The sequence below is a fragment of the Aedoeadaptatus coli genome, from assembly GCF_900343085.1.
GTDB lineage: Bacteria > Bacillota > Clostridia > Tissierellales > Peptoniphilaceae > Aedoeadaptatus > Aedoeadaptatus coli.
The window spans coordinates 1-25,499 of record NZ_OPYI01000001.1; the positions used below are offsets into that span (position 1 = coordinate 1).

The following is a 25,499-nucleotide window of genomic DNA, read 5'->3' on the forward strand; positions in this document are numbered from 1 at the left end:
CCGCTACCAAATGGCCCCGTGGTCAAGCGGTTAAGACACCGCCCTTTCACGGCGGTTACCCGGGTTCGAATCCCGGCGGGGTCACCATATAAGGGCGCATAGCTCAGTTGGGAGAGCATCTGCCTTACAAGCAGGGGGTCATAGGTTCGAGCCCTATTGCGCCCACCAACCTGGCCTGGTAGTTCAGTTGGTTAGAATGCCAGCCTGTCACGCTGGAGGTCGTCGGTTCGAGTCCGATCCAGGTCGCCATTACATAAGTTGCCGCTTATGTTTTTTTGAAAGAAGAGCTCTTAATTAGTTGTCATTGTGCTGGTGTAGCTCAATTGGTAGAGCAACTGATTTGTAATCAGTAGGTTAGGGGTTCAAGTCCTCCCACCAGCTCCAGTGCGAAAGCACTTTTGGAGGAGTTCCCGAGTTGGCCAAAGGGGACGGACTGTAAATCCGTTAGCTCAGCTTTCAGTGGTTCGAATCCACTCTCCTCCACCATATTACCAATTTAAGTTAGAGGCGGTAGTTGGGTCGCTATGCGGTTCTTCGAATCGACCTTCTCCAGTACCGGGAGTTATTTCGATATTCACCTGCGGGTGTAGCTCAGTGGTAGAGCCCCAGCCTTCCAAGCTGGTTGCGAGGGTTCGATTCCCTTCACCCGCTCCACGAGCACCTATAGCTCAGTAGGATAGAGCAACGGACTTCTAATCCGTGTGTCGGGGGTTCGAATCCTCCTAGGTGCGCCATTAATTTATTGGGGCGTAGCCAAGTCGGTAAGGCACCAGACTTTGACTCTGGCATTCCACAGGTTCGAGTCCTGTCGCCCCAGCCATTATGATCCATTAGCTCAGTTGGCAGAGCACCTGACTTTTAATCAGGGTGTCCCGCGTTCGAGTCGCGGATGGATCACCATAATAGGAGAGGTATCGAAGCGGTCATAACGAGGCGGTCTTGAAAACCGTTAGGGTTCACGCCCACGTGGGTTCGAATCCCACCCTCTCCGCCAATAAGGAGAAGTACTCAAGTGGCTGAAGAGGCTCCCCTGCTAAGGGAGTAGGTCCTTCACGGGGCGCGAGGGTTCAAATCCCTCCTTCTCCGCCAATTTGTGAGGGCCTTTAGCTCAGTTGGTTAGAGCTCCCGGCTCATAACCGGTAGGTCCAGGGTTCGAGTCCCTGAGGGCCCACCATTAAGCCCAGATAGCTCAGTCGGTAGAGCAGCAGACTGAAAATCTGCGTGTCGCTGGTTCGATTCCGGCTCTGGGCACCAGTTGAGTAAAGACTCGGAGCTGTAGCCGTGGCTACAGTTTTTTTATACAATTTCCTAATCGGGAACCATGAAAAGGGATTGAAAACAGTGTAAAAATCTGTTAGTATATTAACATCAAGTATAGGAGTATAGTTCAGTGGTAGAACGTTGGTCTCCAAAACCAAATGTCGTGGGTTCAAATCCTACTACTCCTGCCAAATGAAGCCGAGTTCGCCTCGGCTTTTTTGTGTCTTTATAATATGGCTCTACACTATTCATTGGGGAGTAACTCTTCAATGGTTGTCATAGAGCCATATTTTTGATACGAATTAACGAGTGTTTGATCAAGGGAAAAAAACAATCATTTCTATGAACAAAAGCAGCGCCTAGGGATGAAAGATTCATTGATTAATTTTAGGGTGAAAGGGTTATAAAATAACAACAGCTAAATGTGCAAACGTTTGACAAAATATTTAAATAATGTTACCTTATTTCATAAACAGACAGTATAGTGTGAATTAAAATATTTTGCTATATACCACTTATTACAAAAAAGTGAGAAAGGAAATATGTTTGTCGATAAATTATTGTTAAATTCAGCTAAGTATAGTAATGGCGACATATTGAGTAAGGCTCGGCTAGCTTAAGTGGGCCTACAAAATTGAGTTGGTAAACAGCACCGGAATAACCAAAAAAAGAGAAAGAGAGGGAAACATGAATACTTTGAAGATTATGAAAAGAGTATCTATATTTAGTTTATTATCTTTGGCCCTGACCCTGGTGGCCTGTGGTCCCAAAGAGACCAAAGACCCGGCCCAAGCACTGGCCGAAGACTTTGCCAAGCTCTACCTGACCCAGCTGGACTTTAAGGAAGAGGATTGGAGGCAGTTGGAGGAAGATCTTAGCCGGGCAGGTCAGGTCCTTAGACTGGATGGAGACCTGGAAGCTAGACAAGAAGCGGCCCGGGATCTGCCCGCTCTCTATGACCCCTTTAAGGAAGTCATGACCCGGGAGGCACTGGAGACGATGGTGGCCAATGGGGATTACCCCTACTTCCCCCTAAGAGAGAGGAACTTGGACAGTGTGGATCTTGTTTCTGTTACAAGAGTGGACCCGGATGATGATAGCTACGACCTGGTCTTTGTCACCAAGAAGGGGGACCGAGAGACCCGGCATGTCCTCAGGGCTACTATTCGCCAAAAAATTTTCTATTTGGAAAGTCCCAGCCAGGTTTTTGACCTGTGAGGGAAGTAAAAAGTCTGCTAGCAAATGCCATGGTCATTCTGCCGGCAGCCTTTTTTGGTCAATCTCTTACAATTTAGTCTCCATGAAAAATCGGTTCTATGTCAACCATTGGGGAATCTAGTGAAAACCAGGCTCCTCTTTATTTTTCTATAAGTTACTCATCACCGATCTGTCGAACAAACACCCATTTGATTCGAAAATGGTGAAAGTTGCGCATCTCACAGGCGATGTGCTTCACCGTCTTGATCTTGTTGTGTGTTTCTTCCACATAGCCGTTGCTCTGTGGGAAATCAACGCTGCCGGGTAGCACTCCAAACCGATTCCGGTAGTCGCGTAAGCAAGTGCGCCGCTCCCCTTATCCGTTTTTTTCGCCTTGCCTATTCCATGTAAAAGGAGAATGCTTTGAAGCAGCTATCTTTTTGCACAAAAATATCCATTGAGGAGCTTACTCTCCAATGGATAGGATAGAGCCTTTTAGGTGGCGAACTATCGACTTTTGTTGCGGAGTTCATGAATGAATGAAAGCAGGGTATCGTAATAGACGACAGGATCCAAAGCAAAAATCAAATAGCCTTCCGGCACCGGCACGCTTTGTTCGATGGGCATGTCGCTTTCAAGGACGAGGGCGCGGCGTTCGGCGTCGTAGGGAAGGATTTTCGCCGGAGCATCCAGGGTAAAGCGGCCCGCCTTTTCCACGTAGAGCAGATCGTCCCATTGTACATAGCGGTCCATGGCTCCATCGGTTTTTCCCGTGATTTGAAAGGGATGAAGCGTGAAGCCGTCGATTTCCAAATCGCCGCGGCGCAGGCGACTCTTCAACTGCTGTAAATATTTTTCTGCCGCCGCCATGGCATTCAGATTACCTTTTATTTGCTCCACGAGGGCCTCAGGCGTCGCTTCTTTAAAAAATCGGGAGAAATCCTCGCCGACGCACACGGATCCCACGTAGCCGCCTTGAAGGGCCAAATTAGACAGGCGATAGGAGGCGAGGGGCGCGAGGGCCGTGCGTTTTTTTATTTCGTCGTAAAGATCCGCCGCCCTTTCCAGACGCTCCCGTGCTTTTTTTGTTAAATAAGGCCAAAGAATGCGGGTTTCAAATTGCCCGTGAAAGAGATATAGGGTATTCTGTATAGGTAAAGATTCCAAGGCGCGATTTAAGGGAGCGATCCAATCTTCTGCCGGATCTTCCGCCTCCCTTTCGATGATGAAATCTTCTCCGAGGATGCCGTAGGCCACAGGGCGCGCCTTGGGACCGTAATGAGAACAATAAATTTGTAAGAAATAAACCATGATTTCCTCCTGGGGCAAGTATACCACAGGAAAAGGAGGCACCGATGATTTACTTAGATAACTGCGCCACGACGCGGCCGCTGAAATCCGTAATCGACGCCATGACCGTCGCATTGCAGGAGGATTTTTCCAACCCCTCCAGTTTGCACCAATTCGGCTATTCCGTGAGCAAGAAAAAGGAAGCCATTCGCGAAAGCATCAAGGACTATTTTAATTGCCGAAGCGGCGAACTCTACTTCACCTCCGGCGGCACGGAGTCCAACAACACGGCCATTCGCTCCGCCATCGAAAACAAGGGCGCGGGAAAAAATGTGGTGACGACGAATATCGAGCACCCTTCTATATTAAATGTCATTAAAGCATCGGAGATGGAGCTGCGCCAAGTGGCCATCGACGAAACGGGGCATATCGCTTTCGAGAAACTCATGGCTGCCATGGACGAGGACACGGTGCTTGTGAGCCTCTTTCACGTGAACAACGAGCTGGGGAGCATCAATCCCGTGGAAGAATGGATTCCGAAGATAAAGGCGGCCTACCCGACGGTGAAGGTCCACGTGGACGGGGTGCAGGCCGTGGGAAAACTCCCGGTCGACTTTGACGCCATGGGTTGCGACACCTATTCCTTTAGCGGCCACAAATTTCACGGCCCCAAGGGCATCGGAGGCCTCCTCGTGAAAAAATCCGTGAAGCCCTTTATTTACGGGGGCGGACAGGAAATGGGCATGCGCAGCGGCACGGAAAACATTCCGGGAATTTACGGCCTGGGCGCCGCCTTCGATGCATTGAAAGAAGAGGGCATCGCATTGGATGAAGCCGAGGCGCGCATGGCCCATTTAAGAGCCGCCATCGAAACCATCGACGCGATTTCCATTAACACCACGGCGCCGGCGAGTCCCTATATTTTAAATGTCAGCTTGGCAGACACCCGGGGCGAGGTGCTTCTCCATATGTTGGAGGAAAAAGAAATCTACATTTCCACCTCCAGTGCCTGCTCCAGCCATCGCACCGGAAAAAATCCCGTGTTAACGGCCCTGGGCCTTTCGGATAATTTTGCCGAAGGGACCATCCGTCTGTGTTTGAGTCGGGAAACGACTATGGAGGAATGCGACGAATTCGTCGAGGCCCTGAAGGAAGCAGTGGAGACCATTCGCTCCATTATGAGGAGGTAATATGAAGCGTATACTCAGTTTAAGTTTAGGCGAGGTGGTGCTGAAAGGCGCCAATCGCCGCTATTTTATCCGCAGGATCATTCAGAACATCGAGAGTAGCTTGTCCGATGTCGGGTATATAGACATTAAGTCGGAAATGGGGAAAATCCAGGTGGAAATCGACCCGGCGGTGGAGGCGACGGCCATCAATCGCCTGCGCTTCGTCTTCGGGATCGTGTACATTTCCCCGAGTTGGTGCTTTGAAAAAGACTGGGACCGGCTGAAAGAAGAGACGGTCAATTACATCGACGGCCTTTTAAAAGAAGAGCCGGAATACAAGACCTTTAAGGTCGTGACAAAGCGGAGCGACAAGGCCTTTTTCAAGGACTCCCAAGAGGTGAATATGGATCTCGGGGGAGTGATACTGGATCATTTCTCAGATCGCCTCGCCGTGGACGTCCACGATCCGGACTTCTATCTCTACGTGGACATTAAAAACGAGATGTACCTGTACCACAAAAAAATCCCCACCTACGGCGGCCTGCCCCTGGGCACCAACGGCAAAGGCCTGCTCCTTTTAAGCGGCGGCATCGATTCGCCGGTGGCGGGCTTTTTAATGGCGAAGCGCGGCGTGCAGGTGGATGCCCTGCATTTCCACTCCTATCCCTTCACCTCGCCTCAGGCCGAGGAAAAGGTCATGAATCTGGCGAAAATTCTCGCCCGCTACGTGGTCAAGATGAATGTGTACAGCGTGAATCTTTTGCCCATTCAAAAAGAGCTGAACAAGCACTGCCCGCCGGAGGAAATGACCGTCCTTTCCCGTCGCTTTATGATGCGCATCGCCAATCGCCTGGCGGATCAGCACGGCTACAAAAGCGTGATTACCGGGGAAAACCTGGGACAGGTGGCGAGCCAAACCATCGACGGCCTCACGGTCATGAACGACGTGGCGGAGCGCATCGTCTTCCGCCCCCTCATCGGCATGGACAAGGTGGACATTATTCGCTGGGCCGAGCGCATCGAGACCTACGAGACCTCCATTCAGCCCTTTGAAGATTGCTGCACCGTCTTTTTGCCGAAACACCCGAGCCTCAGGCCCACGGTGGAAGATATGGAAGCCTCGGAGGCGAATTTAGACATCGAGGCCCTGGTGGACGCGTCCATGGAAACATTGAAAGTCACAACCATTCGAGCAAAGGAGGACCGATGAAAAAATTAATTCCCGTACTGGCGATTGTGTTGATTATTGCCGGCATTTTCGGATCCACGTACAACAAACTCCAAGTAAAAGACGAAGATGTAAACCAAGCCTGGGCCCAAGTGGAAAACACCATGCAGCGCCGGGCGGACCTCATTCCCAATTTAGTGGAAACGGTGAAGGGCTACGCAAAACACGAAGAAGATGTGTTTACAAAGGTGACCGAAGCGCGGAGCGCCGTCAAGGCCGCCTCCACGCCGAAGGAATACGCCGCGGCCAATGCGCAAATGGATGAAGCGGTGAAAAACATCAATGTGGTCGCCGAAGCCTATCCCGAGCTTCAAGCCAACAGCAACTTCGCAAACTTACAAGCGGAACTGGCCGGCACGGAAAACCGCATCGCCGTGGAACGCAAGCGCTACAACGAGTCCGTAGCGGATTTCAACAAATCGGTGAAGCATTTCCCCACCAATCTCGTGGCGAAGGTGTTGGGTTTCAGTGAAAGAGAGTACTTCCAAGCGGCGCCCGGTGCCGAAAAGGTGCCCCAAGTTAAATTTTAGGATCGGGTTATGAAAAAGCGCCTGTTCCTACTGGTTCTGGCCCTGTGCTTTTTGTCCCTACCCGTCTTTGCCGCCGGCCTTCCCGAGGCCACGAAGGAATTCTACGTCTACGACGAGGAAGGCATATTAAGCGACGAGGCGAAAAGCGACATCGTCAGAACCAATGAGTCCCTTTTCGAACAAACCGGGGCCCAGGTAGTGGTCTGCATTCTGAATCACTTGCCCGAGGACAAAACCGTCGAAGAAACGGCCGTGGATCTATTCGACAAATGGGACATCGGCACCAAGGAAAAAGACAACGGCATCCTGCTACTTATCGCCATGAAAGACAGAAAGTTTAGAATCGAAGTGGGCTACGGTTTGGAAGGCGCCATTCCGGACATGGTGGCCAAAGAGATTTTAGACGACATGGTGCCCTATTTCCAAGACGGCAATTACGAAGCGGGCATCCGCGTGGCCTTTGGCGAAATCCTGTCGAAGGTGGAAGAGGAATACCAAATCACCATCGAGGGCAAAGATGCTGTGATCGAGGCCGTCGAAGAGGAGACTGATATAGGGGAATGGAAAGAGATGATTCGTCTGGCGATGCTCGTCGTTCTGATCATCATCATATTCGGTCGCGGAAATAATCGCGGCGGCCGAGGCGGCTATAGAGGACCGTTCTTCTTCCCCTTTGGCGGTGGCTTCGGCGGAGGCGGCTTTGGCGGAGGCAGCTTCGGAGGCGGTGGCGGTTTCGGCGGCGGAGGCAACTTCGGCGGCGGCGGATCCTCCGGCGGCGGCGGCGCCAGCGGCGGTTGGTAAAAATCCCGACATAGAGCCCAAAAACCATTTAATCGAGAGAGCTTTTGCTTTCTCGATTTTTTTGTGGCAATCTTCTCAATTCGACTGTATTATTTCCGTGAAAAACTTGCCAAGAAGCCTTCCGTCCGATAAAATAGGTAGTACAGAGATTCTTTGACAGAATTTCGACGACAACGAGCGAACGCATCGGTTCGCGGCGCCATGCCAGGCATGTAGCGCAATGAGTGTACGCAATAGGAACGGCAAACCCGTTCTTTTTCTATGTTTTCGCCCAATCGGGCGCTGAGAGAAGGAAAGCATGAAAAAATTACTGGCCCTATGGATGGCGGTCCTGGTCCTTATGACCGGGTGCGGACAAAAGAATACGGCACAGAACGAGCCGAGCAATAAGAACGAGGTGCAGGCAAGTGAGACGGGGGAAATTTCCCGCTACCAAACCACTTTTTACGACACCTTCGATACGGTGGTGAGCGCCATCGTCTACGCTTCCAGCGAAGAAGAGGCCAACGCGTATTTTGAAACCATTCACAAGCGCTACCAGGAGCTGGACCACCTGTACAGCAGCTTTAAAAATTACGACGGCATCGTCAATGTGAAGTCCGTGAACGATCAGGCCGGCAAGGGCAAGGTCGTCGTGGACGAGGAATTGTACGATCTGCTTCGCTTCTCGGAGGAGCAGTACAAGAAATACGGCGAGACGAACATCGCCTTCGGCGCCGTCACGTCCATTTGGCAAAGCTACCGGGATGCCTACGAAGTGGTGCCGGAATCGGAACGCTCTGCCGACGACGAGGCCTTGAAAAAAGGCCTGCCCGACGCGAAGATCCCTACCATGGAGGAGCTTCAGGCGGCCAATAAACATACGAACATCGACGACATCGTCTTAAACGACGCGGATCATTCCGTAGAAATAAAGGATCCCGAGCTGAAAATCGACGTGGGCGCCGTGGCCAAAGGCTATGCCACGGAGCTGATCGGCGAAGAGCTGCGGGCATCGGGCCTGAAAACCGCCCTGATCAGTGCCGGCGGCAATGTAAAAATCATCGGTTCCGCGCCGGAGGCGGAGCGCAACAGCTTCGGCATCGGCCTGCAAAATCCGGAAGCCATTACAGGCGAAGGCTCGGCGGAAGACAACATGAAAGACATCATCTACACCAACGACACTTCCGTGGTGACCAGCGGCGATTACCAACGCTACTACATTGTGAACGGGAAGCATTATCACCACTTAATCGACCCGGACACTTTGATGCCGGCGGATCATTTCCGCTCCGTCACCATCGTGACCAAAGACAGCGGCTTGGCGGATTTTCTTTCCACTACGGCTTTCTGCCTGCCCTATGAAAAGGGCCGCGCCCTCATCGAAAGCTTGGACGGCGTCGAGGCCTATTGGATTTTCGAAGACGGCTCCACGGCTTTCACCGACGGCCTGAAACCCATGCTTGACAGTCAGGGGGCGACGAATGCGCAATAATTTGCTCATTTTCTCACTGGCTCAATTGTTTTTGATATTGATCTACGCCGTGGTGTTGATCTATCTGCACTTATCGCCTGCGCTTGAAAGTGCCGTTTACGGCCACTTTTTTCTCCGGCTGATTCCGGCGGTGCTCACGGCCTTGGTCTATCTCGTCGTCGGCCGCTTTATGAATGTCAAAGGGCTCACCGACGGCATGTTGGTCTTGGTTCTGCCGGCTGTGATTTGGGGCATTTGCCTCGCCATGGCCTACTTCGGCGGCGGCGCCGAAGGATTTGTGCGCGGCGCCTTCCGTTCCCTGTGGCGTTTTCCCGCCGACATCACCATGCTGCCCCAAATGGCCGTGGTGAGCCTTCTCAGGCTTAAGCAAACCACGGCGGTTTACGCGGCATCGGCGGTGATTCCCCAGTGCCTCGCCCTTCTTGTGGCGGCACGAGGCCCCGTCACCTACCGGCGCCGACGCGACAGCAGACGTCGGGAGAAATAGAAAGAGGACAAGATGTATAATTACGATATGAAGCGCCTGTATGAAACCACCATCGAGGCGTTAAAAGATAAAGGCATAGAAATTTCAGACATTGCGGACATCGTTTACGAGCTGCAAAAGGACTACGTGCCCGTTACCATGGATCTGTGCGAAGAGCACGTCCTGGCCGTGCTTCGAAAAAGAGAAACCATCCACGCCGTCTTAACGGCCCTGGCCATCGACAAAGCCGTGGAACAAGGGCGCTTTGAAGAGCCCATTCAATCCATTATTGCAAACGACGAAGGTCTCTACGGCATCGACGAGGTGCTGAGCCTTTCCATCGTCAATATTTACGGCTCCATCGGGCTCACGAATTTCGGCTTTTTAGATAAAAAGAAAATCGGCATCATCGATGAATTAGATAAACGAAAAGGCGATGAAGTTACCACCTTCAGCGACGACATGGTGGCGGCCATCGCCGCCGCAGCGGCCTCTCGATTGGCCCATAGCAATAGAATGAAAGAGGAGGGAGAAAATCATGAAGCGTAAACTCACGACCCATTGGATCGCGACCACAGCCGTATTGGCGGCGGTTTACTACGCCCTTACTGTGGTTTTTGCCCCTATTTCCTACGGCCCCGTTCAATTCCGCGTATCGGAAATTATGAACCTTTTGGCCTTTTACAATCCCGCCTTTGCGCCGGGCATCGTCCTCGGCGTCTTCCTTTCGAATATAAGCTCGCCCCTCGGCCTATACGATTTATTCTTCGGCACCTTTCACACGGCGATCAGCTTGTATTTTATGTGTAAGCTCCACAAGAAGTGGGTGGCAAGCCTCATGCCCGCCCTATTCTCCTGGATTATTGGTTTCGAGTTGGTTCTTGCTTTCGGCGGCGGACTCGTCGGATTTTTGACCATGAGCCTATCGGTTGCGGCCAGCGAAGTGATCATCTGCACCCTGATCAGCTTGCCCGTGTACGAAGCTTTGGACAGAAATGCGGCCTTTCGTTCCATTGTCAGCAAGAATCCGCAGTAGGTAAATTCAGAAGGAGAGAGTATGAGAGTAAAAGTTTGTGTCGGCGCCCGCTGCACCATGATGGGCGCAAGTGCCGTTCTCGACGCCTTGGAAGATCTTCAACAACGCTATTTTAAAGACGGCGGCCTGGATATCGTCCACGTCAACTGCATGAACGTATGTAAAGAAAAGGGCGAGAAGTATACGCCGGTCGTTGAAATCGACGGCGAGGTTTTTACGACCGTAAAACCCCACGAGATTTCGGGCGTTATCTTAGAACGCGCCGGAATACAATAAAACGGATCGAATAATTCAGAATATGAGGAGGTAAAAAAATGAAAGAAAGTTATGCAAGTATCGTAAGTCTTCGCCGTCGCGTATTCTCTGAAATCGCAAAGATGGCCTATGCGGACACCCCGCTGCAAGAATTGGAATCCATCGGTCACCGTCTCTATCCCGGTACGTCTCCCGACGACAGAGAGGAGCTCTTCAGAAAGCGCGCCATCGTAGAAGAAATGACGCGCCTGGCTATGGGTATGAACTTGCGTGATTACGACGAGTACATAAAGGTAACCGAAGGCTTCGACGACGTGGACGTCTCCACGAGCATCTTCAAGACGCCCTTAGTCGACGTCATTAAATTCGCCTGCGAATCCTGCCCCACCCGCGCCTTTACCGTAACCAACAACTGCCGCAAGTGCATGGCCCATCCCTGTACCAATGTGTGCCCGGTGAATGCCGTGTCCATCGGCCAATACGGCGCCGTCATCGACCAATCGAAATGCGTGAAGTGCGGTCGCTGTAAGCGTACCTGCCCCTACAACGCCATCGTCGAATACGATCGCCCCTGTGCCTCGGTTTGCGGCGTCGGCGCCATCGAAAGCGACGACAAGGATCGCGCCATCATTAACCACGACAAATGTGTGGGCTGCGGCCGCTGCGTCGTGCAATGTCCTTGGGGCGCTATCGGCGACAAGACCATGATCTATCAGTTGGTCAAGGCCTTGAAGGAAAAGAACAAGCGCATTTACGCCATTCCCGCGCCGAGCTACATCGGCCAATTCGGCGCCGACACCTCGCCGGAGCAAGTCCGCGCCGCAGTAAAGGCACTGGGCTTTGAAGACATGGTGGAAGTCGGCCTCGGTGCAGACTACACTACCCTCCACGAAGCCAAGGAATACTTGGAGCGCGTGCCGGAAGAAATCCCCTTCATGGGTACCAGCTGCTGCCACTCCTGGACGCTTCTCATCGAATACAAGTTCCCCGAACTGAAAGAATACGTCTCCGATTCCGGCAGCCCCATGCGCTACACGGCGGAACACATTAAGCGCAAGGATCCCGACGCACTGGTTTGCTTCGTCGGTCCCTGTACGTCGAAAAAAGTGGAAGCCATTACCGGTGAAGTCAAAGACTATGTGGACTTCGTCATTACCTTCGAAGAGCTCATGGGCATGTTCGTGGCAAAAGACATCGAACCCTCTGAAATCGAAGCAGTGGACGAAGAGGAAGAATCCTCCTCTTCCGCTAAGGGCTATGCCATGGCCGGCGGCGTCGCCGCAGCGGTAAAGGAAGTAGCCGAAAAGATCGATCCCGAACGCCACATTAAGATCGAAGGCGCCAACTCCCTTAAGGAATGTATCCGCATGCTTCAAATGGCCAAGGCCGGCAAGAAAGACGGCTACCTCTTGGAAGGCATGGCTTGCGAAGGCGGCTGCATCGCAGGAATGGGCACCATCGCCTCCACCACCCGCGTGCGCAAGGCATTGACCAACTACATGAAAGATTCCGAATATCAAACGCCTCTGGAAAACGTCCTGATCGACGATTCTTTAAAGGACTTCAGTAAATAAAAAGCGGTGTCAAACCGATTGAAAATTCAAAGAAAAGGCATTTTTCTCCTTCAGAAAGATGCCTTTTCTTTTTTATTGAGCCGACTATAATAAAGGTAAAGGCGCGTGTTTTTCGTAAATAAATGAATCGAGGCGCAAGATGAAAGACAGCGGGTATTTCACTATGACCGATGGCACGGATATTTATTATCGGCGCATGGGCGCCGGCGAGCCGGTCTTATTTTTACACGGAAACGGCGGCAGCAGTCGCTTTTTTAGGTACCAGGTCCCTTCTTTTGAACCTTATTTTCAATTGATCTTTCTGGACAGCCGCGCCCACGGCAGGAGCACCAATGGGGGAGAGGCATTAAACTTTCGCCTCATGGCAAAAGATACGAAAGAAGCTCTGGACGCCTTGGGAATCGAAAAAACTTCCATCGTGGGCTTTTCCGACGGGGCCAATCTGGCCATGGCCTTCGCCGCGCTTTACCCCTATGCGGTGAACAAACTGGTATTAAATTCCGGCAATCTCTCCTTCGGCGGCACGAAATTATCCGGCCGCATCACCTCCTGCCTGCAGTATGCCTTTAGCCACGTCTTAAATGCCCTTTCCGAGCGATTTAAGGACGCGCATCTGAAGGCAAAGCTCCTCGTAAAGGATCCGGACATTTCGGAAGAGGACTTGCGCCGTCTGCGCTGCCCGAGTCTGGTCATCGTCGGCGCTCGGGACGTGGTGGAGACGGCCCATTCCAAATACATCGCCTCGCTGATTCCTAATTGCCGCTACGTGGAGTTGCCCGACCACGGCCATCGCCTGGCCAGGACCAATGCGAAAGCATTTAATGAAATCGTCATAAAATTTTTAAAAGGAGCGTCATGAAAAAAATCATCGAAACCCTGAAGAAATACGGGGAGCCCCTGTTTGTACTGAGCGTATTTATTCTCGTCGTCGTGGAATTTAAGAGCCTGTCCAAGGAAATTTCTTACGACAAAGTGGTGACCACCTTAGGCGGCATTCCCTTTTTAAATGTCCTGCTCATGCTTATCGCGGGCGTACTCGCCGTCTTACCCATGTTGAACTACGATGTGATCTTTAATCGCCTTTTGGGAAACGACATGGACAGGCGCACCATTTACGAAACCAGCTACACCGTGAACACAATGAACAATCTCATCGGCTTCGGCGGCTTGATCAATATGGGCCTGCGCCACTACTTTTACGGCCGAAAGCAGGACAAGGTGGAAATGGTGAAAGTCGTGGTGGAAACGTACTTTTACTACTTAATCGGCATTTCCGCCCTGAGCCTTTTCGGCCTCGTGTACCTGTATTTTCATCGGGATTCCACGGCGGCGATCTACGCCCCCTGGCTCGTCGGCGGCTTGATTTACTCCCCGGCGGTGCTCCTCTTTTCCAATCGAAAAAAAGACGACAAAAAAAGAGTGCCCCGATGGGCACAACGAGAGCTCTTTCTGACGTCGGTGTTGGAATGGCTCGGCGCCATCGGCACCTTTTTGCTCATCGGGCGGGCCATGGGCCAGTCTTTTCACCCGGCGGAAGTCTTTACCGTGGTGGTGGCCACGAACCTGATCGGCATGGTGTCCTTAATGCCCGGCGGCCTGGGCTCCTTCGATCTCATGACCTTGGTGGGCCTCGGGAATTTAGGCATCGGCTACGAAAATGCCTTGGCCTGGCTACTCTTGTATCGCCTCTTTTACTACGTGGTGCCCTTTTTTATCGGCCTGTACTTTTTCATCAAACACTTCGGCCGCAGCTTCAACGAAGAAAACGACGGCGTGCCGGCGGAATTCGCCAAGTCCATCGGCCACGACCTCTGTTCCCTGATGATGTATATCTTCGGAATCTTTATGATTTTGTCCGCCACGATTCCCGACAAAGTAAACACCATCAAGCTTTTGGCGAAACTCAATCCCATTCACGCCAACATTCTCTACCAATCGCCGAGCATCCTTTTGGGCCTGGTCTTTATCTTCCTCGGGCGGATTCACGTGGAGCGGCAGGAAAAAGCCATGGGGCCCACCTTGCTCTTCTTGGCCCTCACCTTCGTCTACGCCGTCATGACGGGCTTCGGGCTCATCACCTACATTTACCTGATCCTCCTCACGACCCTCACCGTCGCCTCCCGGCGGGACCTGTATCGCAAACAATTCATCTACCGAAAAGAAAGCCTGTTTACGGACTTGGGCATTGCCCTTCTCTTTATTACCATGTACCTGCTTTCCATCGCCAACAAGGCCAAGGGCATGGGGTTTTTGTTGAAGGCCCGGGAATTTATCGTCCTGCCCTTTGAAGAAAACTGGCTGCGTATCAGCCTGATGCTTCTCATTATCACCGGCGTGCTCTGGGCCATTTACCGCCACGTGGCGGGGGAAGGGGAAACCGTGGGCGAGGCGCCGGACATGGCGCGCGTCGAAGCCCTTCTGAAGGCCTACGGCGGCGATATGGACGCCGGCCTCGTGTACTTGGGGGACAAGGGCCTCTATTGGTATCAGGTGGAGGGAGAGGACATGTGCGCCCTTCAACTGCGCACCGCCCAAGACCGGGTCATCGTCATGGGCGAGCCCATGGGAAATCCCGACTATGTAGACGATTGTGTAAAAGAGTTTATTCGGGACGTGGACGCCCTGGGTTACGAGACGGTCTTTTACGAAGTGTCGAAAGAGCTGATTATGAAGCTCCACGACTACGGCTTCCACTTTATGAAATTCGGCGAAACCGCCGTGGTGGATCTGGAAAATTTTACTTTAGAAGGAAAGAGCAAAAAGGCCTTTCGCAATGTGCTCAATAAATTCGCCAAGGAAGACATGCACTTTGAGATCCTCGAGCCGCCCTACGACCCGTTCCTTCTCGCCGATTTAAAAGCCATTTCCGACAAATGGTTGGAAGGCAGGGGCGAGCGGGGCTTTTCCATGGGCTACTTCGACGAAGCGTATTTGAACCGCGCGCCCATGGCCGTGGTAAAAGACGGAGAAGGCGAGGTCATCGCCTTTGCCAATCTCATGCCCGTGTACAAAGAAGGCTGGGCAACCATCGACCTCATGCGCTACGATCCGGAAGATGCTCCGGCGGGCACCATGGACTTTATCTTTTTGAATCTTTTCGCTCACTTTAAAGACCAAGGCAAAATCGCCTTCGACATGGGCATGGCGCCCTTGGCCAATGTAGGCATCAACGAACACAGCTTTTTGCAGGAAAAACTGGCCTACTTCGTCTTTAAATTCGGCAGCAGCCTCTACTCCTTCGAAGGCCTGCGGAGCTTTAAAAGCAAATACGCGAGCCGCTGGGAGGCGAAATACACGGGTTACAGCCATCGGAGCAGCCTGCTCTTTACGGTGCTGAGCCTGGTGCGAACCGACAAGAAGGGACAGATGAAAGACAATTTGTAAAGAAAAAAGGCTCCGACCACCGAGTATATTCTCCAAGTCGAAGTCTTTTTCTTTACCGGGCACGTCGCCACTCGGATCGAATAGGCTATGTTCTAAAAATGATATAATAGGACAATAAAAGCTTAAAGGAGAGGTACTATGCAGCTTTCAGATATAAAGAGAATGGCTCATACCATTCTTGAAAACCAAAACATAGAAAATAGCTTCGTCGAATATAAAAAGTCAGCCAATTTTAAGGATAAAATTCTGAAAACAGCTTGTGCCTTTGCCAATAACTATATGAATAATGAAGTCGGCTTGTTGTTTATTGGGATCGAGGAAGTTGACGATAAAGAAACCGGAGAAAAAGCAATACCAAAACGACCGATAGAGGGAGTGAAAGAGTCGAAAATCGAAGGGATCGAAAATGAATTGAAATCACTCCTTTCCAATATCCATCCTAAAATAAACTACCATATTCTTGCAGATAAGATCGACGATGAATACTATCTTGTCGTTGCGGTGGAAAGCGGCAGCAAAGGCCCGTTTCAGACGAGCGAAAAGGCGGAAAAGGATAAAAGCATCAAATTAAAAGCGGGTAGATATATTCGCGTTGGTAGAGATTCGAGGCTTCCGAGTCCGACGGAAGAGTTTGAGCTTTTGAAAAAATTTGCAAACTTTGCATTCAGTTCCAATTTAAATGATACTGCCACCATAGACGACTTAAGCTATGAGTACTTGAAGGAATATTTGATTCAAACGGGCGCAAAAAAAGACATTAGGGAAATGTCCAAGCTCGACATGGCAAAGAGCATGGGGCTTATTAGCGAAAGCGAATATGGAGGTTATAGAGCGAAAAACTTTGCCGTGCTCATGTTTGCGGAAACGCCGAATAAATACATTCCCAATGCCCATGTGGAAGTTATAAGAGAAATTGACGGAACGGATAAAATGGAATCGAAAAGATTTGACGGGCCTGTTTGGATGCAGGTAAAACAGGTTAGCAAATACTTCGAAGACAATGTTATGGCTTCTTATACCATAAGGGAAGCCGATAAAATCGAGCACAAGATTATTTACAACTATCCGCTTACGGCATTTGAGGAGCTTGCGACCAATGCGATTCTGCACAAAGAGTATGACACACCTGAGTATGTAGGAATCTACATTTACAAAGATAGAATTTCTTTTGTAAATCACAATAGACCCCTGCCTCCCGTCACTATTGAAGCCCTTAATCGAGACAGAAGTTTTGACAGGAGGCAGTACCTAAATAGAGAGCTTAAAGATATGTTCTTTTCACTTAATTTGATTGAGTCCTACGGTTCGGGAATAAGGCGTGCAAAAGATGCACTCTCGGAAAATGGATCACCGGCACTTAAATTCTATCCGGACAATATGGAAGACAACTACACAAACGCGGTAATGGAGATAAATACAGAGTTTTTGAAAGTGTTTAATGGTAGCACTACCCAAGAAACTACCCAAGAAACTACCCAAGAAATAGAAATTGAAAAGTCTATCCCGGATCAGATTGTCGCACTGATGGAAATTGAGCCAAGAGTTACAGCAAGACAAATCGCCGAACATTTAGGTATTACCTTTGATGGTGTTCGCTACCACATCAAAAAATTAAGAGCACGTGGTGTGATTAAAAGAGAAGGCTCTACGAAGTCGGGAAAGTGGATCGTACTGAAATAGGTAGACCGAAAAAACTTAGTAAGAAAAAAGGCTCCGAACGCCGAGTATGTACTCGGTCAGTCGAAGCCTTTTAATTTTTGCGAAAATTTTCTGAAGGCCGATTTGTTTCAGCGGAATCAGTCGATGCGTTCGAAGACCATGGTGGCCTGAATTTTATCGCCTCCCGCAGCGACGCCTGTTGCATCGTCAAATGCCATGGTATTTCCTCCTTTTAAACATCTTTTATTTAGACAATAATAAGCTTTTCACACAAGAAAAAGAAAGATCTACTTCATCTTTCGTTGAATGCGGCTTAAAATATCGTCGCCGGACATAAGGGATTTTAGATTGTCCCGGTCCAAAAGCAGAATTTTGTTTTCACGAAGGGCCTTTTTTGCCTCGGAATCCAAGACGGCGGAATCCATGAGAAGCACCTTCTTATCCTTTACTTCTTTCGGGAAGTGGGCGAGAATGCTGTCCAAATGTTCCGCGTGGGCCACGCCTTCGATAGCGATGCGCTTAATTTCCACGGCGTAGATGCGGCCGTCTTTTTCCATGGTAAAATCGTAGGGCAGCTCGGGATTGTCGTAGTCGTTTTCCAAAATCTCGTAGCCGCAGCGGGAAAAGGCCATGGCCGCCAGGCGCTCGTGGGTCATTTCCTCTTCCAAAAGCTTTAAGGCACTGACCAGGTGCAGGGGATCCAATTTCAACACGGCGGTGCAGCCGTAGGAATCCTCCTTTTTCGGAAAATGCTTCACGTCAAAGGCGATCATGCGGTCCTCAACTACGGTGAAATAGCCGTGGGCGATGGCGTTTCGCATGTGGCGCACCAAGGCGGAAATCTTCGTCTCGTGTTCCCCGGTGGTAAGGATCACCTTTTGGCAGTTGGTGCAAATGGCTTCCATGTAGTAGTCTACGATGTCGTCGTCGATGTAATCCAAAAACAAGATGTCCTCGGCATTCAGGCGAAGGGCCTCGGTGACCAGGCCGAAGCTGAAATCCTCGTAGAGTGGCTCGGTAATCAACACATTGGAAGGGGACTGAAAGGAATTAATATTGGGCACGTACCACAAGAGATACTCCAGCGCCCGCGTAATGGCCTCGGAGAGAGGCAGGGGCCGCGGGTCGTGAACGATGGAGTAGTCTTTTTTTTACGTGGTGGTCGCAGTCGTAGGAAAAATATTTAAAGCGGGGAAGGTGCCCGTTGTGGTTCGTCATAAGTCACGTCCTTTCTCGTTCATATCTTTATTATAGCCTGAAGTAAAAAACTTCGCCATGGGAGAAAAGGGCGGAAATCAGCGAAAAACACTTGACAGATACTGCGGTTTGCTCTATACTAATTGCTAGTGTTTTAAAGCCCCGGAAACTTTTGAACATTATCCCTTTTGATATAGCAGGAGGTCATCCATGAAGACAACCATGGCGAAAGCCAATGAAGTAGATAGAAAATGGTACGTCATCGATGCCGAAGATAAAGTCCTCGGCCGCTTGGCTACCGAAGTCGCAACGCTTTTACGCGGCAAGCACAAGCCCATTTACACCCCCCACGTGGACACCGGCGATTTCGTTATCGTCATTAACGCCGATAAGGTAAAATTAACCGGCACCAAATGGGACAACAAGATTCACGCATCCCACACCGGTTACCCGGGCGGACGTCGCGAAGTTGTTTACAAAGAAATTCGCGAAAAACACCCGGAACGCGTCATCGAATACGCGGTCAAGGGCATGCTTCCCAAGAGCCGTTTGGGTCGGTCCATGTTTGGTAAATTAAAAGTTTACGCCGGTCCGAACCATCCCCACGAAGCGCAAAAACCGGAAGTCTACGAAGTGTAAGGAAGGGTGAATTACATGGCAGATCAAATTAGAGCAACAGGTAGAAGAAAAACGTCCGTAGCCCAAGTCAGACTCCTCTCCGGCAGCGGTAAATTCCTCGTCAACGGCAGAGAACTCGACGACTTCTTCGGTTACGAAACCTTACGTACCGTGGCAAAAGAGCCCTTAACCATTACGGAAACCGAAGGCCAATACGACGTCCTCGTCAAGGTCAACGGCGGCGGCTACACCGGACAAGCCGGTGCCATCCGCATGGGTCTTGCACGCGCACTGCAAGAAGCCAATCCCGATTTCCGTCCCGTTCTTAAAAAAGCAGGTTTCTTGACCCGCGACCCGAGAATGAAGGAAAGAAAGAAATACGGCTTGAAGAAAGCCCGTAAATCTCCCCAATTCTCCAAACGTTAAGCACATACAGACAAACACCGCCGCGTGCGGTGTTTTTTTGTTGCGCAAAAAAACCGCCGGGGCGAACCGGCGGTGTGGGGAAGTTATTTCAACAGATGTAAATCTTTTACCATGGCGATGAGATCGTCTTTGTCCGCGCCTTCGGCGGAGATGGAGACGAGCAGGCCGTCTCGTTCGAAGTCGGCATCACGGCCTTGAATGATGACTTTCACGCCGTCCACATTGACTTCGTAGATCTTGCCTTCGCCGCCGGTTTCATAGGCGTTTTCCGGGGTGGAGACCCGCTCGTCAATATAGATGGTCTTGCCGTCTTTTTCATAGGTGAAGGCGACGTAATCGGAAAGTGTCCCCGGATCGGCGAAGATTTCCGATTCCACGTACTTGTATTTATCCGAAAATACCAGGGGATTGAAGCTTAATTTTTTGGCGATTTCTTCCACCGGGGCCTTGTCGCCTGTGGACTTCGCTTCGTCGGCGTACTCAAAGGTGACTTCGCCGGTGCGGGTGGCTTCGTCGTAATTGCTTCCCACGATTTCCCGGCCGTCTTTGGAGTAGACGTGCTCTGCCTTTTTCAGGACTTCGAGGTCGGTGATTTCATTTCCCTCTTTGTCGAAGACCTTTCCCTTTAATTCCTCGGGGAAGGGGATGGCCACGGCCGGCTCGTCTTCGTTGACGACGATGCGGCCCGAGGGGCTCACGACTTGTTTCACCGTGTTCACGATGCCGCCGCCGAAGCTCGTAAAGGGGAGGGTGGCGATTAAAAGGGCGCAGGCCGCGGCGATGGCGGGCTTTTTGTATTGTTTTCTTTGTTTGTTTTTCATTTTTGCGTAGACCTCCTGCTTGTCTTTTTCGTCGGCTTCATACAGGTTTTTTAAATTTTGGCTTAAATCGTCGTGGGGGTTTTTATTTTCATTCATAATAGGCCTCCATTTCTTTTCGCAATTGATTCAGCAAGCGGTGGATCATGACGCCCACGTGATTGGCATTCGTGTCCATGAGCTCGGCGATGGTTTGATTGGAAAGCTCCGCGCCGAATTTGTAGCTGACCAATAGTTGATCCCGAGGCTTCAGTTTTTTCACAGCCCGCCGCAAAAAGGCGATTTCTTCTTTGTTTTCTACCTGTTCTTCGGCAGCCGGCTCGTCTTCCGCCACGTCGTTCGCCGCGGTGATAGGCAACCACTGAAAGCGGTTCTTTCGGCGGTAGTAATCCTTCACTTGATTGCCGGCGATGGTATAGAGCCATACCTCGAAGCTGCCTTTTTTCGGATCGTAGGCGGAAAACTTCCTGTAGACCTTGAGAAAAATGTCTGCCGTGAGATCCTTGGCCACCTCCCGATTTCCGGTGCGGTAGGTGACGAACCGAAACACGGGATCGAAGTAGCGATCGTAGACCGCTTCAAATGTGACGGCATCGTCTATGACCGTCGGCATGTCGGTGGTTTTATCCATTGGCTTCACCTCCTTGTCCCTTCACTTGTATATACGCAGGAGGGCACTCTTTATTACAAAATTTTCTCGTTTTATTTATTGTACCGAGTGGGGGATAAAATTTTAACCATGTGGCGATAAATTTTCTTTACAGGGTAAGCTATAAGTGGTATCATAATGGAAGGAAAACATTTCCTCAATTTTATAAGTATTCTTCGGGGCGAGGTGCGATTCCTCACCGGTGGTAAAGTCCACGAGTCATTTTGATTGAATCGGTGCAATTCCGATACCGACGGTATAGTCCGGATGAAAGAAGAAGCGAAGACAACCCTTGTTGTCTTTCATTTGATTGTCACTCCGAAGCATTGCGCTTCGGTTTTTTTATGCAGGAGGCTTTATGGATGAGCAGTATATGAATCGGGCATTGGCTCTTGCGAAAAAGGGATTGGGCAAAACAAAGACCAATCCCATGGTCGGTGCGGTCTTGGTCAAAGACGGGCGCATCATCGCCGAGGGCTATCACCACGGCTTCGGCATGGACCACGCCGAGGTGGATTGCCTGAAGCAGGTGGAAGAGTCGCCAAAGGGCGGCACCATGTACGTGACGCTGGAGCCCTGTTCCCACTACGGAAAGACGCCGCCCTGTGTCGTGGCCATTGAAAAGGCGGGCATCGCCCGCGTAGTGGTCGGCACATTGGATCCCAATCCCAAGGTGGCGGGCCGCGGCGTCGGCGCTTTGAAGGCGGCGGGAATTCAGGTGGATGTCGGCGTCTTGGAAGCGGCCTGCCAATCGCTTAACCGCGCCTTTTTCACCAGCATCAGGACGCAGACCCCCTATGTGATTTGTAAATTTGCTACGACTATCGACGGAAAAATCGCAACCGATTCAGGGGAAAGCCAATGGATCACCTCGGAAGCGGCGCGGAATGACGGTCACAAGCTTCGCGGCGTGGTCGACGGGATTCTCGTGGGCACCAACACGGTGATCAGAGACAATCCCCGCCTCTCCAATCGCAGCGGCGTAGGCGGCGATCCCACGCGGATTATCTTGGACCGCCGCGGCGCCGTGGATCTCGAAGCCAATGTCTACGACGGCACCCAGCCCACCATCGTCTACACGGTGCATATGGAGGAGGCCAAGATGAAGGTCTTAAAAGAACGGGGTGTCGTCGTGGAAGTCGTGAAAGAGAAGAAGGGCAAGCTGGATCTTCGCGCCGTTTTAAAGGACCTGTACGCCAAGGACATGGGCCGCATATTGGTGGAAGGGGGCGGACGCCTCCACGGCAGCCTCATCGACGAGGATTTAGTGGATGAATTCGCCCTCTACCTGGCCCCGACCTTGTTCGGCGGCGGAAAAGATGCCGTCGCGGGCCGGGCCATCGCTTCCCTTACTGAACGGCGAGATTTCGTCTTTGATGAGGTGAAAATGCTGGGGCCGGACCTGTTTATAGGAGGGGTCAGACGATGTTTACGGGAATCGTAGAAGAAGTGGGCACCGTGGCCGCTCTGGAAAAGCGGGGCGAAAAAATCGTCCTGCGGGTCAGAGCAGAAACGGTCCTAGAAGATACGAAGATCGGCGATTCCATCGCCACCAACGGCGTCTGCCTCACGGTGACTTCCATGGCGGAGGGCACCTTTACGGCGGACATGATGACGGTGACGGCGAAGAAATCCGCACTGGATCAGTTGCGGCCGGGCAGTGCCGTGAATTTGGAGCGGGCCCTTCTCCCCACGACGCACATGGGCGGACACATCGTTCAGGGCCACGTGGACACGGTGGGAAAGGTTCAGGGCATCGAGCCAAAGGAAGGGGGCTACCTCCTTCACATCGGTGTGGAACCGGCCTGGGCGCCTTATTTCGTGGCCCAGGGCTCGGTCACTTTAAACGGCGTGAGTTTGACCCTGGCGCGGGCCGGGCGGAGTGATTTTTCAGTCTCCCTCATTCCGGAGACCCTGCGCTCCACCAATTTAGGCGCGCTGAAGCCCGGCGATCCCATCACCGTGGAATTCGACATCGTGGGAAAATATTTATTGAGACAAAATGAAGTGGCGGAAGAAGCTTCCCCCCTTGATATGAATTTTTTAAGAAAGCATGGATTTTAGGAGGATATTATGTGGAACACCATTGAAGAGGCCATTGAAGCACTGAAAGCCGGCAAGATGATCATTGCCATGGATGCGGAAGACCGCGAAAACGAAGGGGACATGATCGTCGCCGCTGAAACCTGCACCACAGAGCAATTAAACGCCATGGCCACCTACGCCAAGGGGCTGATCTGTATGCCCATGAGCAAAAAAGAAGCGGATCGCCTGCACTTAAAGCCCATGGTCTCCGACAATACGGACAATCACGAAACGGCCTTTACCGTTTCCATCGACCACGTGGACACGAGCACGGGGATAAGCGCCGTTGAACGGGCATTGACTGCTCGCATGACCGCCGATCCCAATTCGAAAGCTGAAGACTTCCGCCGCCCGGGCCATATGTTTCCTCTTATCGCCAAGCCCGGCGGGGTATTGGAGCGTGACGGCCACACGGAAGGCACGGTGGATCTTATGCGCCTCGCCGGCCTAAAAGAAGTGGGCCTTTGCTGCGAAATCATGGAAGATGACGGGGAAATGATGCAACGGGATCGCATTTGTGAGCTGGCCAAGGAATTAAATGTCCCCCTTATTAATATTGAGCAATTAAAAGAATACAGAAAAACCCACGACTGCCTCATCGAGCGGGTAGCCGAAGCGGATATGCCTACGAAGTACGGCCACTTTAAAGCGGTCGGTTACAGAAACACCCTAAACGGCGAGCACCACGTGGCCCTGGTAAAAGGGGACATCGGAAACGGCGAAAATGTCCTTACCCGCGTCCACTCCGAATGCCTAACCGGCGACGCCTTCGGCTCTTTGCGATGCGACTGCGGCGATCAGCTGGCCCGGGCCATGATGCAAATCGAAAAAGAAGGCCGGGGCATCGTCCTCTACATGCGCCAAGAAGGCCGTGGCATCGGCCTCTTGAATAAACTCAAGGCCTACGCTCTTCAAGATCAGGGCATGGACACGGTGGAAGCCAATCTGGCCTTGGGCTTTCCGGAAGATGCGAGAGAATACTACATCGGCGCGCAAATCCTGCGTGACCTCGGCGCCAAGACCATGCGTCTGTTGACCAACAATCCGGATAAGGTCTACCACCTGGGCCAATACGGCATGGAAATTATCGAGCGCGTGCCCATCGAAATCAAAGCCCACGAAGGCGATCACTTCTATTTGGAAACCAAAGCGAAAAAGATGAACCACTATTTAAAAGAATTTGACTGCGACTGCCACAAGGAAAACAAGGAGGCCAACAAATGAGAATCATCGAAGGAATGCTAAGAGGTGAAGGCAAAAAATTCGCCATTGTCGTGAGCCGCTTCAACGACTTTATTACGTCGAAACTTTTAGACGGCGCGCTGGACTGCTTGCATCGCCACGGCGTTAAGGACGACGATTTGAGCCTGATCCGCGTTCCCGGGGCCTTTGAAATTCCCCTGGCGGCACAAAAGCTCGCCCAATCCGGCAACTACGACGGCGTCATCTGCCTGGGGGCCGTGATCCGCGGCGCCACCACCCACTACGACTACGTCTGCAGCGAAGTCTCCAAGGGCATCGCCAAAGTTTCTTTGGATACGAACATTCCCGTGGGCTTCGGCATCGTCACCACGGAAAACATCGAACAGGCCATCGAACGGGCCGGCACGAAGAGCGGCAACAAGGGCTACGACACGGCCATGAGCGTGTTGGAAATGGCGGATCTCTTCGACGCCATGTAATGGTCGTAGAACTTCGCGAGAAGAATAAGCGAAAAGTTCAGAAAGACGCTTCCGATTCGGGAGGCGTCTTTTTTTGCGTAAAAAATTTTTCGAACAGCCATGATTTTCATGGCGAAAAGGGTATAATGGAAGTGACAAGGTGTCACTTGCGTATCGGCGATTCGAATAAAGCGTCTGTGGGCGCATATTATGAGGAGATGAGATTGTGGTAAAAAAGAGAACTTTATTTTTGCTGGCCGGGCTGATTTGGTCCCTGGCCGGGGGCAATGTCTTAAAAATCGGCCTTCAGGCCTATACAAACGCCTTCAGCGTGCTCAATGTCGGCCTCACCGCCCTGGTGTTTTTCCTGTTTTGGACGAAAGTCTTCCGTCCCTTGGTGGGAAAGCACGTGATCCGCATTCACGGCTACGAAGAGGAGTACAAGCGGCCGTGGAATTTCTTCGATAAAAAATCCTTTCTGATCATGGCCTTTATGATGACCTTCGGCATTACCATTCGGGTCATGAACCTGATGCCCGAAAGCTTCATCGCCTTTTTCTATACGGGCCTCGGGACGGCTCTCGCCATGGCGGGAATTTTGTTTTTGGCGAATTACATCGGCTACGACAGGAAGGCCGTGAGCGAAGAGTAAAGCATCTGCAAAAGCAGGTGCTTTTTTTGCGCAAGAAAAGACCCCCGCCGAGGCGAGGGTCTTTGTGATT

The 25,499-nt window shown here is 51.4% G+C and carries 25 protein-coding genes, 14 tRNA genes, 1 pseudogene and 1 riboswitch; of the genes and pseudogenes, 35 read left to right on the forward strand and 5 right to left on the reverse strand.

Annotated features, from left to right (window positions below):
- The first annotated feature begins 12 nt into the window (after positions 1 to 12).
- The 15 genes from DG046_RS00005 (at position 13) to DG046_RS00075 (ending at position 2,478) form a co-directional block, all read left to right on the forward strand.
- Positions 13 to 87 (forward strand) — tRNA-Glu (locus tag DG046_RS00005).
- A gap of 5 nt (positions 88 to 92) precedes the next feature.
- Positions 93 to 168: transfer RNA gene (locus DG046_RS00010), tRNA-Val, on the forward strand.
- A gap of 4 nt (positions 169 to 172) precedes the next feature.
- Positions 173 to 249, forward strand: a tRNA-Asp gene (locus DG046_RS00015).
- Positions 250 to 308: 59 nt separating this feature from the next.
- Positions 309 to 384 (forward strand) — tRNA-Thr (locus DG046_RS00020).
- 16 nt (positions 385 to 400) lie between these two features.
- Positions 401 to 486: transfer RNA gene (locus DG046_RS00025), tRNA-Tyr, on the forward strand.
- 94 nt (positions 487 to 580) lie between these two features.
- Positions 581 to 654, forward strand: a tRNA-Gly gene (locus tag DG046_RS00030).
- A gap of 3 nt (positions 655 to 657) precedes the next feature.
- A tRNA-Arg gene (locus DG046_RS00035) sits at positions 658 to 734 on the forward strand.
- Positions 735 to 743: 9 nt separating this feature from the next.
- Positions 744 to 820, forward strand: a tRNA-Gln gene (locus DG046_RS00040).
- A 4-nt stretch (positions 821 to 824) separates the two neighbouring features.
- Positions 825 to 900: transfer RNA gene (locus DG046_RS00045), tRNA-Lys, on the forward strand.
- Positions 901 to 905: 5 nt separating this feature from the next.
- Positions 906 to 994, forward strand: a tRNA-Ser gene (locus DG046_RS00050).
- Positions 995 to 998: 4 nt separating this feature from the next.
- Positions 999 to 1,089, forward strand: a tRNA-Ser gene (locus tag DG046_RS00055).
- A gap of 8 nt (positions 1,090 to 1,097) precedes the next feature.
- Positions 1,098 to 1,174 (forward strand) — tRNA-Ile (locus DG046_RS00060).
- A gap of 4 nt (positions 1,175 to 1,178) precedes the next feature.
- Positions 1,179 to 1,254, forward strand: a tRNA-Phe gene (locus DG046_RS00065).
- Positions 1,255 to 1,376: 122 nt separating this feature from the next.
- Positions 1,377 to 1,451, forward strand: a tRNA-Trp gene (locus DG046_RS00070).
- A gap of 514 nt (positions 1,452 to 1,965) precedes the next feature.
- Positions 1,966 to 2,478 (forward strand): hypothetical protein, encoded by a 513-nt coding sequence (locus tag DG046_RS00075; protein WP_159081999.1) that lies wholly within the window; start codon positions 1,966 to 1,968, stop codon positions 2,476 to 2,478.
- 154 nt (positions 2,479 to 2,632) lie between these two features.
- Here the strand turns inward: DG046_RS00075 and DG046_RS09965 are convergent.
- Positions 2,633 to 2,800 (reverse strand): annotated as a pseudogene (locus tag DG046_RS09965) (transposase); the annotation flags it as partial.
- Positions 2,801 to 2,964: 164 nt separating this feature from the next.
- On the reverse strand, positions 2,965 to 3,768 hold the full coding sequence (locus DG046_RS00085) for a hypothetical protein (RefSeq protein ID WP_108830587.1): 804 nt from the start codon (positions 3,766 to 3,768) through the stop codon (positions 2,965 to 2,967).
- A gap of 44 nt (positions 3,769 to 3,812) precedes the next feature.
- Here DG046_RS00085 and DG046_RS00090 point away from each other — a divergent pair, with 44 nt between their 5' ends.
- The 13 genes from DG046_RS00090 to DG046_RS00150 all read left to right on the forward strand — a co-directional run bounded on the left by DG046_RS00090 (position 3,813) and on the right by DG046_RS00150 (position 17,344).
- Complete coding sequence (locus tag DG046_RS00090; protein WP_108830588.1) at positions 3,813 to 4,937, forward strand: cysteine desulfurase family protein; 1,125 nt, start codon at positions 3,813 to 3,815, stop codon at positions 4,935 to 4,937.
- A 1-nt stretch (position 4,938) separates the two neighbouring features.
- Positions 4,939 to 6,126, forward strand: coding sequence for a tRNA uracil 4-sulfurtransferase ThiI (gene thiI / locus DG046_RS00095; RefSeq protein ID WP_108830589.1), 1,188 nt, complete (start codon positions 4,939 to 4,941; stop codon positions 6,124 to 6,126).
- A complete protein-coding gene (locus DG046_RS00100; protein ID WP_108830590.1) occupies positions 6,123 to 6,674 on the forward strand; it encodes a LemA family protein in 552 nt (183 codons plus the stop codon). Before thiI ends, DG046_RS00100 begins: the two co-directional genes overlap by 4 nt.
- Before the next feature lie 9 nt (positions 6,675 to 6,683).
- Positions 6,684 to 7,475, forward strand: a complete 792-nt coding sequence (locus tag DG046_RS00105; protein ID WP_108830591.1) for a TPM domain-containing protein — start codon at positions 6,684 to 6,686, stop codon at positions 7,473 to 7,475.
- Between the two features lie 298 nt (positions 7,476 to 7,773).
- The gene (locus DG046_RS00110) at positions 7,774 to 8,949 is read left to right on the forward strand and encodes an FAD:protein FMN transferase (protein WP_108830592.1); all 1,176 of its coding nucleotides are present in this window, start codon (positions 7,774 to 7,776) and stop codon (positions 8,947 to 8,949) included.
- Complete coding sequence (locus tag DG046_RS00115; protein WP_108830593.1) at positions 8,939 to 9,436, forward strand: hypothetical protein; 498 nt, start codon at positions 8,939 to 8,941, stop codon at positions 9,434 to 9,436. The genes DG046_RS00110 and DG046_RS00115 overlap by 11 nt, the downstream gene beginning before the upstream one ends.
- Before the next feature lie 12 nt (positions 9,437 to 9,448).
- Entirely contained in the window at positions 9,449 to 9,964 is a 516-nt protein-coding gene (locus tag DG046_RS00120) for a phosphatidylglycerophosphatase A family protein (protein ID WP_108830594.1), read from the forward strand.
- Positions 9,954 to 10,451: a QueT transporter family protein gene (locus tag DG046_RS00125; protein WP_108830595.1), complete on the forward strand. Its 498-nt coding sequence runs from the start codon at positions 9,954 to 9,956 to the stop codon at positions 10,449 to 10,451. The genes DG046_RS00120 and DG046_RS00125 overlap by 11 nt, the downstream gene beginning before the upstream one ends.
- Before the next feature lie 21 nt (positions 10,452 to 10,472).
- On the forward strand, positions 10,473 to 10,727 hold the full coding sequence (locus DG046_RS00130) for a (2Fe-2S) ferredoxin domain-containing protein (protein WP_108830596.1): 255 nt from the start codon (positions 10,473 to 10,475) through the stop codon (positions 10,725 to 10,727).
- Between the two features lie 38 nt (positions 10,728 to 10,765).
- Positions 10,766 to 12,280, forward strand: a complete 1,515-nt coding sequence (locus DG046_RS00135; RefSeq protein WP_108830597.1) for a 4Fe-4S dicluster domain-containing protein — start codon at positions 10,766 to 10,768, stop codon at positions 12,278 to 12,280.
- A gap of 139 nt (positions 12,281 to 12,419) precedes the next feature.
- Positions 12,420 to 13,139: an alpha/beta fold hydrolase gene (locus DG046_RS00140; RefSeq protein ID WP_108830598.1), complete on the forward strand. Its 720-nt coding sequence runs from the start codon at positions 12,420 to 12,422 to the stop codon at positions 13,137 to 13,139.
- Positions 13,136 to 15,664, forward strand: a complete 2,529-nt coding sequence (gene mprF, locus DG046_RS00145; protein ID WP_108830599.1) for a bifunctional lysylphosphatidylglycerol flippase/synthetase MprF — start codon at positions 13,136 to 13,138, stop codon at positions 15,662 to 15,664. The genes DG046_RS00140 and mprF overlap by 4 nt, the downstream gene beginning before the upstream one ends.
- A 138-nt stretch (positions 15,665 to 15,802) precedes the next feature.
- Entirely contained in the window at positions 15,803 to 17,344 is a 1,542-nt protein-coding gene (locus DG046_RS00150; protein WP_108830600.1) for an AlbA family DNA-binding domain-containing protein, read from the forward strand.
- 266 nt (positions 17,345 to 17,610) lie between these two features.
- Here DG046_RS00150 and DG046_RS00155 read toward each other — a convergent pair whose 3' ends face one another.
- Positions 17,611 to 18,387, reverse strand: a complete 777-nt coding sequence (locus DG046_RS00155) for a restriction endonuclease (RefSeq protein ID WP_159082000.1) — start codon at positions 18,385 to 18,387, stop codon at positions 17,611 to 17,613.
- A 343-nt stretch (positions 18,388 to 18,730) separates the two neighbouring features.
- Between DG046_RS00155 and rplM the strand changes: the two genes are divergently transcribed.
- Positions 18,731 to 19,159 carry a 50S ribosomal protein L13 gene (gene rplM, locus DG046_RS00160; RefSeq protein ID WP_108830602.1) on the forward strand — a complete coding sequence of 143 codons (429 nt, stop codon included), beginning with the start codon at positions 18,731 to 18,733 and terminating at the stop codon, positions 19,157 to 19,159.
- Between the two features lie 15 nt (positions 19,160 to 19,174).
- The gene (gene rpsI, locus DG046_RS00165) at positions 19,175 to 19,564 is read left to right on the forward strand and encodes a 30S ribosomal protein S9 (protein WP_108830603.1); all 390 of its coding nucleotides are present in this window, start codon (positions 19,175 to 19,177) and stop codon (positions 19,562 to 19,564) included.
- Between the two features lie 83 nt (positions 19,565 to 19,647).
- On the opposite strand, the gene DG046_RS00170 is transcribed toward rpsI, so the two are convergent.
- Together DG046_RS00170 and DG046_RS00175 are read right to left on the reverse strand one after the other, a co-directional pair.
- Positions 19,648 to 20,481, reverse strand: coding sequence for a hypothetical protein (locus tag DG046_RS00170; protein WP_108830604.1), 834 nt, complete (start codon positions 20,479 to 20,481; stop codon positions 19,648 to 19,650).
- Positions 20,474 to 21,013: an RNA polymerase sigma factor gene (locus DG046_RS00175; protein WP_108830605.1), complete on the reverse strand. Its 540-nt coding sequence runs from the start codon at positions 21,011 to 21,013 to the stop codon at positions 20,474 to 20,476. The genes DG046_RS00170 and DG046_RS00175 overlap by 8 nt, the downstream gene beginning before the upstream one ends.
- Before the next feature lie 186 nt (positions 21,014 to 21,199).
- Positions 21,200 to 21,314, forward strand: a riboswitch (FMN riboswitch).
- Between the two features lie 75 nt (positions 21,315 to 21,389).
- Between DG046_RS00175 and ribD the strand changes: the two genes are divergently transcribed.
- The 5 genes from ribD (at position 21,390) to DG046_RS00205 (ending at position 25,429) form a co-directional block, all read left to right on the forward strand.
- The gene (ribD, locus tag DG046_RS00180) at positions 21,390 to 22,475 is read left to right on the forward strand and encodes a bifunctional diaminohydroxyphosphoribosylaminopyrimidine deaminase/5-amino-6-(5-phosphoribosylamino)uracil reductase RibD (RefSeq protein ID WP_108830606.1); all 1,086 of its coding nucleotides are present in this window, start codon (positions 21,390 to 21,392) and stop codon (positions 22,473 to 22,475) included.
- A complete protein-coding gene (locus tag DG046_RS00185) occupies positions 22,457 to 23,095 on the forward strand; it encodes a riboflavin synthase (RefSeq protein ID WP_108830607.1) in 639 nt (212 codons plus the stop codon). Before ribD ends, DG046_RS00185 begins: the two co-directional genes overlap by 19 nt.
- Before the next feature lie 9 nt (positions 23,096 to 23,104).
- Complete coding sequence (locus DG046_RS00190) at positions 23,105 to 24,340, forward strand: bifunctional 3,4-dihydroxy-2-butanone-4-phosphate synthase/GTP cyclohydrolase II (RefSeq protein WP_108830608.1); 1,236 nt, start codon at positions 23,105 to 23,107, stop codon at positions 24,338 to 24,340.
- Positions 24,337 to 24,798 carry a 6,7-dimethyl-8-ribityllumazine synthase gene (gene ribH / locus DG046_RS00195; RefSeq protein ID WP_108830609.1) on the forward strand — a complete coding sequence of 154 codons (462 nt, stop codon included), beginning with the start codon at positions 24,337 to 24,339 and terminating at the stop codon, positions 24,796 to 24,798. The genes DG046_RS00190 and ribH overlap by 4 nt, the downstream gene beginning before the upstream one ends.
- 205 nt (positions 24,799 to 25,003) lie before the next feature.
- Positions 25,004 to 25,429, forward strand: coding sequence for a hypothetical protein (locus tag DG046_RS00205; RefSeq protein ID WP_234411426.1), 426 nt, complete (start codon positions 25,004 to 25,006; stop codon positions 25,427 to 25,429).
- The last annotated feature ends 70 nt before the right edge of the window (positions 25,430 to 25,499 follow it).

Bases quoted from the DNA above. Each gene is read 5' to 3' on its own strand.
- DG046_RS00075 (WP_159081999.1), top strand. From the start codon at position 1,966: ATGAAAAGAGTATCTATATTTAGTTTATTATCTTTGGCCCTGACCCTG.
- DG046_RS00085 (WP_108830587.1), bottom strand. From the start codon at position 3,768: ATGGTTTATTTCTTACAAATTTATTGTTCTCATTACGGTCCCAAGGCG.
- DG046_RS00090 (WP_108830588.1), top strand. From the start codon at position 3,813: ATGATTTACTTAGATAACTGCGCCACGACGCGGCCGCTGAAATCCGTA.
- thiI (WP_108830589.1), top strand. From the start codon at position 4,939: ATGAAGCGTATACTCAGTTTAAGTTTAGGCGAGGTGGTGCTGAAAGGC.
- DG046_RS00100 (WP_108830590.1), top strand. From the start codon at position 6,123: ATGAAAAAATTAATTCCCGTACTGGCGATTGTGTTGATTATTGCCGGC.
- DG046_RS00105 (WP_108830591.1), top strand. From the start codon at position 6,684: ATGAAAAAGCGCCTGTTCCTACTGGTTCTGGCCCTGTGCTTTTTGTCC.
- DG046_RS00110 (WP_108830592.1), top strand. From the start codon at position 7,774: ATGAAAAAATTACTGGCCCTATGGATGGCGGTCCTGGTCCTTATGACC.
- DG046_RS00115 (WP_108830593.1), top strand. From the start codon at position 8,939: ATGCGCAATAATTTGCTCATTTTCTCACTGGCTCAATTGTTTTTGATA.
- DG046_RS00120 (WP_108830594.1), top strand. From the start codon at position 9,449: ATGTATAATTACGATATGAAGCGCCTGTATGAAACCACCATCGAGGCG.
- DG046_RS00125 (WP_108830595.1), top strand. From the start codon at position 9,954: ATGAAGCGTAAACTCACGACCCATTGGATCGCGACCACAGCCGTATTG.
- DG046_RS00130 (WP_108830596.1), top strand. From the start codon at position 10,473: ATGAGAGTAAAAGTTTGTGTCGGCGCCCGCTGCACCATGATGGGCGCA.
- DG046_RS00135 (WP_108830597.1), top strand. From the start codon at position 10,766: ATGAAAGAAAGTTATGCAAGTATCGTAAGTCTTCGCCGTCGCGTATTC.
- DG046_RS00140 (WP_108830598.1), top strand. From the start codon at position 12,420: ATGAAAGACAGCGGGTATTTCACTATGACCGATGGCACGGATATTTAT.
- mprF (WP_108830599.1), top strand. From the start codon at position 13,136: ATGAAAAAAATCATCGAAACCCTGAAGAAATACGGGGAGCCCCTGTTT.
- DG046_RS00150 (WP_108830600.1), top strand. From the start codon at position 15,803: ATGCAGCTTTCAGATATAAAGAGAATGGCTCATACCATTCTTGAAAAC.
- rplM (WP_108830602.1), top strand. From the start codon at position 18,731: ATGAAGACAACCATGGCGAAAGCCAATGAAGTAGATAGAAAATGGTAC.
- rpsI (WP_108830603.1), top strand. From the start codon at position 19,175: ATGGCAGATCAAATTAGAGCAACAGGTAGAAGAAAAACGTCCGTAGCC.
- DG046_RS00170 (WP_108830604.1), bottom strand. From the start codon at position 20,481: ATGAATGAAAATAAAAACCCCCACGACGATTTAAGCCAAAATTTAAAA.
- DG046_RS00175 (WP_108830605.1), bottom strand. From the start codon at position 21,013: ATGGATAAAACCACCGACATGCCGACGGTCATAGACGATGCCGTCACA.
- ribD (WP_108830606.1), top strand. From the start codon at position 21,390: ATGGATGAGCAGTATATGAATCGGGCATTGGCTCTTGCGAAAAAGGGA.
- DG046_RS00185 (WP_108830607.1), top strand. From the start codon at position 22,457: ATGTTTACGGGAATCGTAGAAGAAGTGGGCACCGTGGCCGCTCTGGAA.
- DG046_RS00190 (WP_108830608.1), top strand. From the start codon at position 23,105: ATGTGGAACACCATTGAAGAGGCCATTGAAGCACTGAAAGCCGGCAAG.
- ribH (WP_108830609.1), top strand. From the start codon at position 24,337: ATGAGAATCATCGAAGGAATGCTAAGAGGTGAAGGCAAAAAATTCGCC.